This is a genomic window from Streptomyces sp. CB02400 (assembly GCF_001905725.1).
Lineage (GTDB): Bacteria > Actinomycetota > Actinomycetes > Streptomycetales > Streptomycetaceae > Streptomyces > Streptomyces atrovirens.
In genome coordinates this window covers 85521-97705 of record NZ_LIWB01000004.1, presented here as the reverse complement: position 1 = coordinate 97705, position 12185 = coordinate 85521, and the positions used below count along the sequence as shown (strand labels likewise).

The 12185-nt window shown below is 71.6% G+C and carries 10 protein-coding genes and 1 riboswitch; of the genes, 5 read left to right on the top strand and 5 right to left on the bottom strand.

Going from position 1 to position 12185, the window contains the following annotated elements; all coding sequences use genetic code 11:
* Positions 1-233: 233 nt before the first annotated feature.
* Positions 234-764: a DoxX family protein gene (locus tag AMK33_RS11345; RefSeq protein ID WP_073932685.1), complete on the top strand. Its 531-nt coding sequence runs from the start codon at positions 234-236 to the stop codon at positions 762-764.
* A 7-nt stretch (positions 765-771) separates the two neighbouring features.
* Here the strand turns inward: AMK33_RS11345 and AMK33_RS11340 are convergent, their stop codons facing one another.
* Both AMK33_RS11340 and AMK33_RS11335 read right to left on the bottom strand, forming a co-directional pair.
* On the bottom strand, positions 772-1008 hold the full coding sequence (locus tag AMK33_RS11340; protein WP_073932684.1) for a hypothetical protein: 237 nt from the start codon (positions 1006-1008) through the stop codon (positions 772-774).
* The gene (locus AMK33_RS11335) at positions 995-2362 is read right to left on the bottom strand and encodes a PspC domain-containing protein (protein ID WP_073932683.1); all 1368 of its coding nucleotides are present in this window, start codon (positions 2360-2362) and stop codon (positions 995-997) included. The genes AMK33_RS11340 and AMK33_RS11335 overlap by 14 nt, the downstream gene beginning before the upstream one ends.
* Before the next feature lie 179 nt (positions 2363-2541).
* Between AMK33_RS11335 and AMK33_RS11330 the strand changes: the two genes are divergently transcribed.
* A complete protein-coding gene (locus AMK33_RS11330; protein ID WP_073933036.1) occupies positions 2542-3834 on the top strand; it encodes an ATP-binding protein in 1293 nt (430 codons plus the stop codon).
* Positions 3831-4544, top strand: coding sequence for a LuxR C-terminal-related transcriptional regulator (locus tag AMK33_RS11325; protein ID WP_073932682.1), 714 nt, complete (start codon positions 3831-3833; stop codon positions 4542-4544). The genes AMK33_RS11330 and AMK33_RS11325 overlap by 4 nt, the downstream gene beginning before the upstream one ends.
* Positions 4545-4553: 9 nt before the next feature.
* Here the strand turns inward: AMK33_RS11325 and AMK33_RS11320 are convergent, their stop codons facing one another.
* Positions 4554-5594: a C40 family peptidase gene (locus tag AMK33_RS11320; RefSeq protein ID WP_073932681.1), complete on the bottom strand. Its 1041-nt coding sequence runs from the start codon at positions 5592-5594 to the stop codon at positions 4554-4556.
* A gap of 361 nt (positions 5595-5955) precedes the next feature.
* Between AMK33_RS11320 and AMK33_RS11315 the strand changes: the two genes are divergently transcribed.
* Complete coding sequence (locus AMK33_RS11315; protein WP_073932680.1) at positions 5956-6309, top strand: hypothetical protein; 354 nt, start codon at positions 5956-5958, stop codon at positions 6307-6309.
* Between the two features lie 229 nt (positions 6310-6538).
* Here AMK33_RS11315 and AMK33_RS11310 read toward each other — a convergent pair whose 3' ends face one another.
* Positions 6539-7723, bottom strand: a complete 1185-nt coding sequence (locus tag AMK33_RS11310) for a C40 family peptidase (RefSeq protein ID WP_073932679.1) — start codon at positions 7721-7723, stop codon at positions 6539-6541.
* Positions 7724-7730: 7 nt separating this feature from the next.
* Positions 7731-7881, bottom strand: a riboswitch (cyclic di-AMP (ydaO/yuaA leader).
* A 261-nt stretch (positions 7882-8142) separates the two neighbouring features.
* On the opposite strand from AMK33_RS11310, the gene pcrA reads away from it, so the two are divergent.
* Entirely contained in the window at positions 8143-10623 is a 2481-nt protein-coding gene (gene pcrA / locus AMK33_RS11305; protein WP_073932678.1) for a DNA helicase PcrA, read from the top strand.
* Between the two features lie 30 nt (positions 10624-10653).
* Here the strand turns inward: pcrA and AMK33_RS11300 are convergent, their stop codons facing one another.
* The gene (locus AMK33_RS11300; protein ID WP_073932677.1) at positions 10654-12108 is read right to left on the bottom strand and encodes a M23 family metallopeptidase; all 1455 of its coding nucleotides are present in this window, start codon (positions 12106-12108) and stop codon (positions 10654-10656) included.
* Positions 12109-12185: the final 77 nt, after the last annotated feature.

Sequence of the window (12185 nt, the reverse complement as noted above, 5' to 3'; positions counted from 1 at the left end):
CCGTTCCCGCGTTCCCGCGGGCAGTCGTGCCGCTGGGGCGGCACGGGTGGGCGCGACGGCACCCCGCAAGCGCCGGGCTGCGCGGACACCCCCCGGCCCACACCAACGAGGGACACCCACAAGCACCGCGCTCCGAAGAAAAACCCCGTCCACAGGATTGAGCCGCCCTCATTCGTCATACGTATCCTCGTGTCGAGGAGTGCCGGCACGGCAGTGAGAGGCGGCGGACAGCGATGACTCACGGTATGCGCACGGAAACGCACTCCCCACACCTCGACGGCGACAGAGACTGGCGGGACACCGCCACCCGCTACGCCCTCGTCCCCCTACGCCTCTTCCTCGGCATCACCTTCATCTACGCCGGCCTCGACAAACTCACGGACAGCGCGTTCATGAAGGACTCCGGCGCCGGCTCGATCGGCGACATGATGCGCGGCGTCCGCGACTCCTCCGCCCTCCCCGCCCTGGTCGACATGGCGCTGGAGAGCCCGGTCGCCTTCGGTTACGCCATCGCCCTCGGAGAGCTGGCCGTCGGCATCGGCGCCCTGCTCGGCCTGCTCACCCGCCTGGCCGCCCTGGGCGGCGCGCTGATCTCCCTCAGTCTGTGGCTGACCGTGAGCTGGGCCGCCGATCCGTACTACTACGGCAACGACCTCCCGTATCTGATGGCCTGGACCCCGCTGGTGCTGGCGGGCGCCCCGCTGCTGTCCGTGGACGCCGCTCTTCGCGCGCGGCGGCGGCAGCGGGCGGGGGAGTACCGGTAACCCCCGCTCAGGGCGCCGTCTCCGCGTCGGTCCTCCGGGGAACCGTCCGGCCCCGGCGCCGCCGTACGAGGCCGGTCAGGGAACCCACCGCGCCGGCCAGACAGAGCCCGCCGGTGACCACGGGGATCACCACGAACCACGGGGTGTCCCAGGCACCGCCCGCGTCACCGGCGTAGATCACCGCGGCGAGGATGAGGAAGGCGCCGGCCACCAGCCTGCCCGGCTGGAACTCATGACGCAGCACGGCTCACCTCCGCCTGTCCCGCGCCGACCTGGAGATCGAGGACGAGCGTGCCCGCCTCCTCGACGCCGGCCGGCGGCTCCAGGGTCACCTCCTTGTGCTTGCCCGGTGCCACGTCCACGTCCTTCTGCCTGTCGCCCGGCAACTGGATGTCACCCACTCCCACATCGACGCTCAGCCTCACGGTCACGTCCCTGGGCACGATCACATGGATCCGGCCCAGGCCGACATCGGCCCGTGTCGAGACGGTGCGGTCCTCGGGGATACGTATCGTGGACAGGTCCAGTTCGCCCTCGCCGGCGCCCAGGTCGTAGGCCGGGCGTATCTGCGCGACCGAGGCGGGCTCCCAGGTCGTCTGCTTCCAGTCGGTGCCGATGTCCTTGGGCAGGGCGGCCGAGCCGGCGAGCAGACCCGCCGTGACGACCGCCAGGATGATCGATCCCACCCCGGTGCGGCCGAGGAACGCGCTGACGGCCACACCGAGGCCGAAGACGGCGAGCGCGCAGGCGAGACCTGTCTGCAGGCTGGTGCCGAGGGGGTGGTTCTCCCACGTCAGCCCGGTGCCGAGGCCGCCCGCGAGCAGGGCGAGCAGGAAGACCCGGCCGCCGATCCCGCCACGGGGGCCGCGCGGGAGCGGGGGACGGAGGGGCGGTGCGTACACCTTCCCGCGGGTGCCGGTGCGGGGGTCGAAGCCGGTGTCGACGTCGACGGCGGCGGCGATGTCCATGTCGCGGGAGTCCCGGGGGCCCCACAGATAGCCCGTGCCCCCGACATGGGTGCCGTCCTTGACGATGGGGTCACGCCACCACGACGGGAAGGCGGAGGGGGCCGGTGGTGCCTGGGGCTCCGGCGGGGCGTCGGCCACGGCCTGGGCGGCGATGTGGTCGGGGCTGGGCGCACCGCGCCGCCGTGACCAGTACCCGGCGCCGGCGAGCAGCAGGGACAGTATGACGGCGAAGCTCAGCACTCCGTCGTTGCTCAGCATGGTGAGGAAGACGCCGCAGCCGACCAGCGCGAACAGCACGGCCGTCAGGGTGTGGCCGTCGACCCGGCCGGTCAGCAGCCGGCGGATCTCGTTCTCCTCCTCGTCCTCGTACGGGACGAAGAGCCAGGCGAAGCCGTAGAAGATGAGGCCGATGCCGCCGGTGGCGGACAGGACCGCGAGCGTGATCCGGAAGATCACCGGGTCCATGTCGCACTGCCGGCCGAGCCCCGCGCACACCCCGCCGAGCATCTGGTGCCGGCGGTCGCGCCGGAAGTGCCCGCTCTCGTCGGCCGGCTCCGGTGGCGGGGCGGTCGCTCCCTCCGGGCCCGAGACGGGTCCCGGACCCGTCGTGGCGTGCTGGTGATCGGTCATGGGTCCATGGTGACGGGCGAGCCGCCGTGGCGGCAGTCGGTACGACCCTGGCCGGACCCTGATATCGGTCCCCGAGTGGGACCGGGGGAGCGTTCGACGGACCCGGCCCGCGGAGATCAGGGGAGTCTCCGGGACCGACCCTGATGCTCCGGTACTCCGGGCGTGTGACCATCATTGGCATGTCGGAAGCCGCAGCAGCGCCCGTAGCCGAGCCGCGGCCGCCGCGCAAGCTCTACCGCAGCAGTGACGGACGCTGGCTCGGTGGTGTGGCGCGGGGGCTCGCCGGACACCTCGGGCTGCCCGTGATCTGGGTACGTCTCGTCTTCGTCGGCCTGTTCATGGCCGACGGCCTCGGCGCGCTGCTGTACGCCGCGTTCTGGTTCTTCGTACCGCTGGGCGTCGGCGGCGTGGACGCGCAGAAACCGCCCTCGCTGGTGACGACGGAGACCTCGCCGGACGGCCGGCGCAGACTCGTCACCCGGAAACCGGACAAGGGGCAGATCGTCGCCCTGCTCCTCATGGTCGTCGTGGCCATGATCTTCGTGGGCAACGTGAACCTGACCAACGGGGCCAGGGCCTACCTCTGGCCGACCGTGCTGGTCGGCGCGGGCGTCGCCCTGGTCTGGCGGCAGGCGGACAACGCCCGCCGGGCCCGCTGGATGGAGGTCGGCCGCCGCCGGCGCACGGTCACGCTGCTGCGGGCCGGGGCCGGTGTGCTCCTGGTGACGGCGGGCGCCTCGGGCATCTTCGTCCTGCGGGGCTCCGGCAGCCACCTCGGCTCGGTGCTCCAGGCGGCCCTCGCGGTCCTCGTCGGCATCACCCTCCTCGCCGGCCCCTACCTCGTGCGCATGACCCAGGACCTCTCCGAGGAGCGCCTGATGCGCATCCGTGCGCAGGAGCGTGCGGAGGTCGCCGCCCATGTCCACGACTCGGTGCTGCACACCCTCACCCTGATCCAGCGCAACGCGGACAACGCGGGCGAGGTGCGCCGCCTGGCCCGGGCCCAGGAACGCGACCTGCGCGCCTGGCTCTACAAGCCGGAGGGCAACGGCAAGGACGAGGACGACGAACCCACCACCCTCGCCGAGGCGGTGAAGCGCAATGCCGCCGAGGTGGAGGACAAGCACGGAGTCCCCCTCGAGGTGGTGGTCGTCGGCGACTGCCCGCTCGACGAGAGAATCGGCGCACAGATGCAGGCCGCGCGCGAAGCGATGGTCAACGCCGCCAAGTACGGTGGCGAGGGAGGCGCGGTGCAGGTCTACGCCGAAGTCGAGGGAAGGACGGTCTTCGTGTCCGTCCGGGACCGCGGCCCCGGCTTCGACCTGGACTCGATACCCGCCGACCGCATGGGCGTCAGAGAATCGATCATCGGCCGCATGGAGCGTAACGGCGGCACGGCGCGGCTGCGCGCGGTGCCGGACGGCGGCACGGAGGTCGAGCTGGAGATGGAGAGGGCGGAGAGGACGTCATGAGCGAGCCGACCGAGGCGAACGGAACGACGGGACCGGCGGAGAGCGCCGGGCGTCATGTGCGGGTGGTCCTCGTCGACGACCACCGCATGTTCCGCACGGGCGTCCAGGCGGAGATAGGGCAGACCGCGCAGACGGGTGTCGAGGTGGTCGGCGAGGCCGCCGACGTCGACCAGGCGGTCACGGTCATCACCGCGACCCGGCCCGAGGTGGTCCTGCTCGACGTGCACCTGCCCGGTGGCGGCGGCGTCGAAGTGCTGCGCCGCTGCACCCCGTTGATGGGTGACGCCGAGCAGCCGGTCCGTTTCCTCGCCCTGTCCGTGTCGGACGCGGCGGAGGACGTGATCGGGGTGATCCGGGGCGGAGCCCGCGGCTACGTGACCAAGACGATCACCGGCACCGACCTGGTCGACTCGATCTTCCGGGTCCAGGAGGGGGACGCCGTCTTCTCCCCCCGCCTGGCCGGCTTCGTCCTGGACGCCTTCGCCTCGACCGACGCCCCGCCGGTCGACGAGGACCTCGACCGCCTCACCCAGCGCGAGCGGGAGGTGCTGCGGCTGATCGCCCGCGGCTACGCCTACAAGGAGATCGCCAAGCAGCTTTTCATCTCGGTGAAGACGGTCGAGTCCCACGTCTCGGCGGTCCTGCGCAAGCTCCAGCTCTCCAACCGCCACGAACTGACCCGCTGGGCGACGGCGCGGCGACTGGTCTGAGCGGGCCGTTCAGACCACGCGCGTGGCGCCCGCGAAGGGCATCTCGTCGATGGGGGCCACGCGGACCGGGGCCGAGGGGTTCGGGGCGTGGATCATGCGGCCGTCGCCGACGTAGATGCCGACGTGGCTGATGCCGGAGTAGAAGAAGACCAGGTCCCCGGGACGGAGTCCGGAGCGGGGGACGCGGCGGCCGGCGTCGATCTGGGCGTAGGTGGTGCGGGGCAGGGAGACACCGGCGGAGCGGTACGCGGCCTGGACGAGGCCCGAGCAGTCGAAGGCGTCCGGGCCGGTCGCGCCCCAGACGTAGGGGCTGCCGAGCTTGGCGTAGGCGTAGGAGACGGCCTCCGCCGCGCGAGGGCCGGGGGCTGCCAGGGCGGCGTCCCGGGCGTCCGTCGAGGAGTGTGGGGCGCGGCCGGTGCCGTCGGTGAGTCCCGCGCGCTGCTCGGGAGTCAGCCGGGACAGCAGCCGGCGGGCGGCGGTCAGCTTGGTGTTGATCGTCTTCTTGTGCCGTTCGAGTTCGGCGCGGCGGGACGTCAGCGATGTCACCTCGACGCGTGCGGCGCCGCGCAACTGCTCGATCTCCCGGAGCTGTGTGCGTACGCGCCCCACCGCCGCCTGGCGGCGGCTGCCCGCCCGTTCGGCGAGCGCGGCGCCGTCCAGATAGCCGTCGGGGTCCTCGGAGAGGAAGAGCTGCAGGGCGGGGTCGAGGCCGCTGCCGCGGTACTGCGCCGCGGCGACCGTGCCCAGGGCGTCCTGTGCGGAGTTGAGCCGGTCCTTCCTGCGGGCCGCCTCGTCCTGCAGGTCGTGCAGCCGCCGCTGGGCCGACTCGGCCTTCTCCTTGGCGCCGTTGTACTTCTCGGTGGCGGTCTCCGCCTCCCGGTAGAGCCTGTCGACCTCGGCCTTGACCTGGCCCGGTGTCAGCCGTGGTTCGGCGTGTCCCGTTCCGTCGAAGCCGGTCGCGGTGGCCGCGCCGGCGAGGGCGACGGCGGTGGCCGCGCGGGCCGTGGTGCCGCCCGCGACGCGCTGTCGGGTCCTGCGGTGCGCTGCCACCTGGAGTTCCGTCCTTTCCGACGACCGCGCGGAGCGGACTGCCGTCCGGTGGTCCGGCGGCGGGGGTGCACAGGGGGAGCCGTCCGCCGCCGGACCTTCTCGGCGGTGGTGTCCGGTTGCCGCCCCTGGACCGGGCGGCGGTGGGGAGCCGGTCACCTGGAGGAGGACGCTAGGCCCGGCCGCGCGGCCCCGGTAACGGGTTGTGCGGAAGTGGCGTGAGCGGACCGCCGGGTGACCGTAAGTGACCAGGATCCCGTTCCGGCTTCGTCGTCTTCACTCAGGGTGATGACCGATATGGCGGAGGAAGGACGGATGAGGGCGCCGGAGTGCTACGAGGCGGCTATGGCTAGGCTCCGGCCTCATGGACGTACTCATCCACCTCTTCGTCGGTCTGCACATCATCGGCATCGCGTCGCTCCTCGGCGGCTTCCTCACCCAGATGAAGGCGATGGGCGCGGGCACCGCCCGGTTCGTCCCCGCGATGCTGCACGGTGCGCTGACGATGCTGGTCACCGGTGTGGTCCTGGTCGGCCTCAACCAGGCCCAGGACTACTCCGTCGACAACATCAAGATCGGCGTGAAGCTGGCCCTGCTGATCGTGATCCTCGGCCTGGTGTACGTGAAGCGGGACGACGAGAAGGTGGAGAAGGGCCTGTTCGGTCTGGTCGGGCTGCTGACCGTGACGAACATCTTCATCGCGGTGCTGTGGACCTGACCCCCTGCTCCACGGGCCCGGACGTGACCGCGGCCCGCGACAGGACATGCCCCGGGCCCCCGAGCCAGGGGATGCCGGCGGCGGTGGACGCGGACAGCGTCACCGCCGTCGGCATTTCCAGGGGGAACACGGCCGCCCGGCACCGCGTGCCGTGGCGCGGGCCTGCACGGAAAGGGGACGGTGCCGGAGGAACCCCCCCGTGCTCCGTCCCCTTCCCCTCCCGGGCGGATCAGGCGGGGCGCACCACGCTGTGGATCGAGGACTCGCCGTCGTAGTAGATCGACTCCTCGCGGACGTACGTGCCGGGCTTCGGCGCGTGGATCATCATCCCGTTGCCGATGTAGATGCCCACGTGGGTGACGTCGTCGTAGAAGAAGACCAGGTCACCGGGTTGGGCCTGGGAGACGGGGACCGTCGTGCCCGCGTTCACCTGGTCGTAGGTGGTGCGCGGAACGGTGACGCCGGCGGCCTTCCAGGCGGCCTGGGTGAGGCCGGAGCAGTCGTAGGAGCCGGGGCCGGTGGCGCCCCAGACGTACGGCTTGCCGATCTGCGCGCGGGCGAAGGCGAGGGCCTTCTCGGCCTTGGTGGCGTACGAGGAGTCCGTCGACGGCGTGGTGGTCGAGCCGGAGGACCCGGAGGTGCTGCCCGAGGTGCCGCTGTCCTGCTGGGCGGCGGCCTCCTCCTGGGCCTTCTGCTGCTCCGCCTGCTGCCGGGCGAGCTCGGCGGCCTTGCGGGCGGCCTCCTTCTGCTTCTCCTTCTCGATCGCCGCGAGCCGCGCCTTCTCCTCGGCGGTCAGCTTCGACATCAGCTCGCGCGCGTCGGTGAGCTTCTTCTGGACGGTGGCCTTGGCCGTCTTCAGGTCGCCCTGGGTCTCGGTGAGCGTCTGAAGGCTCTCGGTGGCCTCCTGGCGCTTCTTCATCGTCTCGGACTGCCGGGTGACGTAGTCGTCGACCGCTTCCTTCTGGCGGCCGGTCATCCGGTCCATCACCTGGCGCTGGTCGAAGATGTCCTGCGGCGTGTCCGCGAGCAGGAAGGTCGCGGTGTCGGGGATGCCGGCGCCGGTCCGGTACTGGGCGGCGGCGAAGGAACCCAGCTCCGCCCGCGCCTCGTTGAGCTTCTGGGTGCGCTCGGCCACGTCGTCGAGGAGCGTGTCCACCTGCTTGCGCTGCTTCGCGGTCTTCTCCTTGGCCGCGTTGTACTTCTCGGTCGCCGACTCCGCCTGGCGGTAGAGGTCGTCGACCTTCTTCTCGACCTCCTCCAGGCTCGGCTTGCCGTCGGCGGAGGGGGCGGAGGGGGCGGCGGTGGCCGTCTGGGACAGCAGGGCCACGGAGGTCAGCGCGGCCGTGGCGAAGGCCGGGGTCCGTATGCCTGCCACGCGCGTGCCGGGGGTGCGCGACTTGCGGTGCGACGCCAAGGGAGGCGACTCCTTCCAAAGCTCCGCCTACCGGGTTAGCTGTCGGGTTCGGGCGGGTGGTTCGGAAGGGTTGCCCTACGGCCGCTCCGTGAGGGAGTGGGCCGATTCACCCCATGGTCTCGGTGGGTCCCCGGCTCCGGCTGCCGCGAGGGCAGTGACGGACTCGGCGGAGGCCGCGCGGCCCGGCGAGGTTCGCCGGTGGGGGTCGTACGGCCCGCCCGCACCGTAGCCAACTGGTGTGGCCCCTGTGAAGGTTGATGGGTGATATGCCCGATACATTTTCGTGACCTTGCGCGTGGTGTCACTCAGGGTGAGGCGGTGGTTCTGGAGGGTGCGCGTCCCGTCCCGGCCGCCGGATTCCGGGGATGTTCCCGGGGTGGCCCCGGGTTGTCGGTGGGGCGCCCTAGACTCGGAGAGCGATGAGCAGCCTCTTTGACGACAGCTTCCTGGCGGACCTCCAGGCCCAGCGGGGCCCCGAGGGCGAGCCCCCGCCACCGCCCGAGGACGAGCACGTACCGGAGCAGATCCCGGACGACCTGTTCGGCGGGAAGTTCGACGTGCCGCCGGACCGGGACACCTACTACCGCGACGGCGCCCCGCGCCCGGTGATCGACGCCGCCGCGCTGCTGGAGGGGCTGAACGACAACCAGCGCGCCGCCGTCGTGCACTCCGGCTCCCCGCTGCTCATCGTGGCCGGCGCCGGCTCCGGCAAGACCCGCGTGCTCACCCACCGCATCGCCCACCTGCTGGCCGAGCGGCACGTCCACCCGGGCCAGATCCTCGCGATCACCTTCACCAACAAGGCCGCGGGCGAGATGAAGGAACGCGTCGAGCAGCTCGTCGGCCCGCGCGCGGGCGCCATGTGGGTCATGACGTTCCACAGCGCGTGCGTGCGCATCCTGCGCCGCGAGAGCAAGAAGCTCGGCTTCACGTCGTCGTTCTCGATCTACGACGCCGCCGACTCCAAGCGTCTGATGGCCCTGGTCTGCCGCGACCTGGAGCTCGACCCCAAGCGCTTCCCGCCGAAGTCCTTCAGCGCCAAGATCAGCAACCTGAAGAACGAGCTGATCGACGAGGAGGACTTCGCCGCCCGGGCCGCCGACGGTTTCGAGAAGACCCTCGCCCAGGCCTACGCGCTCTACCAGTCGCGCCTGCGGGAGGCCAACGCCCTCGACTTCGACGACCTGATCATGACGACGGTCAATCTGCTGCGCGCCTTCCCGGACGTCGCCGAGCACTACCGCCGCCGCTTCCGGCACGTCATGGTCGACGAGTACCAGGACACCAACCACGCCCAGTACGCGCTGGTCCGCGAGCTCGTCGGCACCTCCGAGCGCCCCGCCGGCGCACCGTCCGAGCCCGAGGTGCCGCCGGCCGAGCTGTGCGTGGTGGGCGACGCCGACCAGTCGATCTACGCCTTCCGCGGTGCGACGATCCGCAACATCCTCCAGTTCGAGGAGGACTACCCGGACGCGACCACGATCCTGCTGGAGCAGAACTACCGCTCCACGCAGACCATCCTGAGCGCCGCCAACGCCGTCATCGAGCGCAACGAGTCGCGCCGCCCCAAGAACCTGTGGACCAACGCCGGCACGGGCGCGCGGATCACCGGGTACGTCGCGGACACCGAGCACGACGAGGCGCAGTTCGTCGCCGAGGAGATAGACCGTCTCACCGACGCGGGCGAGGCGAAGGCGGGCGACGTCGCCGTCTTCTACCGCACCAACGCCCAGTCCCGCGTCTTCGAGGAGATCTTCATCCGCGTCGGCCTGCCCTACAAGGTCGTCGGCGGCGTCCGCTTCTACGAGCGCAAGGAGGTCCGGGACGTCCTGGCCTACCTGCGGGTGCTCGCCAACCCCGAGGACTCGGTGCCGCTGCGCCGCATCCTCAACGTCCCCAAGCGGGGCATCGGCGACCGCGCGGAGGCCATGATCGACGCCCTCGCGCAGCGCGAGAAGATCAGCTTCCCGCAGGCGCTGAGGCGCGTCGACGAGGCGTACGGCATGGCCGCGCGCTCGTCGAACGCCGTGAAGCGGTTCAACACGCTGATGGAGGACCTGCGTACGGTCGTCGAGTCCGGGGCGGGCCCGGCGACGGTCCTGGAGGCGATCCTGGAACGCACCGGCTACCTCGCCGAGTTGCAGGCGTCCACCGACCCACAGGACGAGACCCGCATCGAGAACCTCCAGGAACTCGCGGCCGTCGCCCTGGAGTTCGAGCAGGAGCGCGGCGAGGGCGAGTCGGTCGCCCTGTCCGACTTCCTGGAGCAGGTCGCCCTGGTCGCCGACTCCGACCAGATCCCCGACGAGGACGAGGACGGCTCCGGCGTCATCACGCTGATGACCCTGCACACCGCCAAGGGCCTGGAGTTCCCGGTCGTCTTCCTCACCGGCATGGAGGACGGCGTCTTCCCGCACATGCGCGCCCTCGGCGAGACCAAGGAGCTGGAGGAGGAGCGGCGCCTGGCGTACGTCGGCATCACGCGCGCCCGGGAGCGGCTGTACCTGACCCGGTCGACGCTGCGCAGCGCGTGGGGCCAGCCGTCCTACAACCCGCCCTCGCGGTTCCTGGAGGAGATCCCGGCCGCCCACCTGGAGTGGAAGCGGACGGGGGCGAGCACGCCCGTGTCCTCCGGTCCGGCGTCGGGAGTGGCGGCCTCGCTGTCGTCGTCCCGCTCGCGCTCGTCGGCGTCGGGCGGCTCCGGCTTCGCCACCCGGCGGACCGCGGACAAGCCCGTGGTGTCGCTGGCGATCGGGGACCGGGTCACGCACGACCAGTTCGGCCTCGGCACCGTGGTCGCGGTGAAGGGCACGGGTGCCAACACGGAGGCGACGATCGACTTCGGGGACACCAAGCCCAAGCGGCTGCTGCTGCGGTACGCGCCGGTGGAGAAGCTGTAGCCGCGGGCCACGACCCGTCGGGGGTTGGTCCTACGACGGGTCGAGGCCGTGGCTGCGGAACCAGGCGAGCGGGTCGATCGCCGAACCGCCGCCGGGACGGACCTCGAAGTGCAGGTGCGGGCCGGTCGAGTTGCCGGAGTCTCCGGAGAAGGCGATCGGGTCGCCGGCCTTCACGGTCGTACCGGAGGCGACCTGGTAGCTGGAGAGGTGGCAGTACCACGTCTCCGTGCCGTCCTTCGCCGTCACGATCATCATGTTGCCGTAGGCGGGGTTGAGCTGCGTGCGCACCGTGCCGTCGGTGGCGGCCATCACCGTCGCGCCGTACAGGACGGGGAAGTCGATGCCGGTGTGGACGGACATCCAGTTGATGCCGGACTGGCCGTAGTAGGCGCTGAGTCCGTGCTGCGCGACCGGGAGCGCGAACTTCGGTCGCAGCCGCTCCTTGCGGGCCGCCTCCTGGGCGGCCGCCTTGCGCTCGGCGTCCTGCTGCGCCTTGAGGTCGATGCGTTCCTGGGTGCGGCTGGCCCGGTCGGCGAAGTCGTCGGCGCCGGCGGCGAGGCTCTCCAGCTGGGTGTCCAGCTTGACGTTGGCGGCCGACGGTTTCACCGGCTGGGCGTCCGCCGCGGCCGTCGCCGTTTCCTGGCCGCCGTCGTCGGTCAGGTTGCCGACCGAGGCCGCGGCGATACCGGCGACGCCCATCACGCACGCCGAGGGCACGGCCACCGTCAGCAGCGCGGAGCGCTTGGCGGGCGTACGGCGGCGGGAACGCGACCCGGCGCGCGAGGCCGCGCGCGGCGACGGGGCGGGAACGGTCTCCTCCTGCCCTTCGAGCAGGTGCACCGCGGGCAGCTCACCGGTGTCGGCCGGCTCCTGGGCGGTGGGCTCCTCGTGGGGTTCCTGGTCGAAGGACTCGGCCTGCGGCTCGTAGGCGTCGGACGCGGGCGCCGGGGCGGCGGCGTCGCCGCCGTCGGAGTTCCACTGCGTGGCGTCGTAGACACCGCTGTCGAAGGTCTGTGTGCCCCAGTCCCACTGCTGGGTCCGGTCGGCGGGGTTCCCGGCCTGATCGGGCTGGAGCCACTCACCGGCGTCCCACTGACCGCTGGTCTCCGGCGAGGCGGCCTGCGGCGGGATCACCGTCATCGGGTGATGACCGGTGGTCCAGGCGGTCGTGTCATAGCCGCCGGTGTCGTACGAGGACACGTGCTGGGCCGCGTACAGGTCGTAGTGGCCGGTGTCCTGGCCGTCCGTGGGCCAGTGTCCGGTGGTCTCGTACGCGCCCGTGTCCTGACCGCCGCCAGGGAGGTCGCCGAAGAGGGGATCCGTGGCGAAGCCCCCGGTGGTGTGGCCGCCCGTGCCGAAGTGGGTGGCGGCATAACCGGTGGCGTCGTAGCCGCCGTACGTGGTGAAGTCGCCGTACTGGGCTTCCTGGGTGCTGTACGACGCATAGGGCGCCGAAGTGGCATCGGAAGCCGGAGCCGGGTCCATGGTCCCCGACGGGTGACGGTCGTTCACCAACTTCTCTTTCGCCTCGACAACAGGGGCTGCCAGAGCAGTGCGGCGAC

Bases quoted from the DNA above. Each gene is read 5' to 3' on its own strand.
- AMK33_RS11345 (WP_073932685.1), top strand. From the start codon at position 234: ATGACTCACGGTATGCGCACGGAAACGCACTCCCCACACCTCGACGGC.
- AMK33_RS11335 (WP_073932683.1), bottom strand. From the start codon at position 2,362: ATGACCGATCACCAGCACGCCACGACGGGTCCGGGACCCGTCTCGGGC.
- AMK33_RS11330 (WP_073933036.1), top strand. From the start codon at position 2,542: ATGTCGGAAGCCGCAGCAGCGCCCGTAGCCGAGCCGCGGCCGCCGCGC.
- AMK33_RS11325 (WP_073932682.1), top strand. From the start codon at position 3,831: ATGAGCGAGCCGACCGAGGCGAACGGAACGACGGGACCGGCGGAGAGC.
- AMK33_RS11315 (WP_073932680.1), top strand. From the start codon at position 5,956: ATGGACGTACTCATCCACCTCTTCGTCGGTCTGCACATCATCGGCATC.
- pcrA (WP_073932678.1), top strand. From the start codon at position 8,143: ATGAGCAGCCTCTTTGACGACAGCTTCCTGGCGGACCTCCAGGCCCAG.
- AMK33_RS11300 (WP_073932677.1), bottom strand. From the start codon at position 12,108: ATGGACCCGGCTCCGGCTTCCGATGCCACTTCGGCGCCCTATGCGTCG.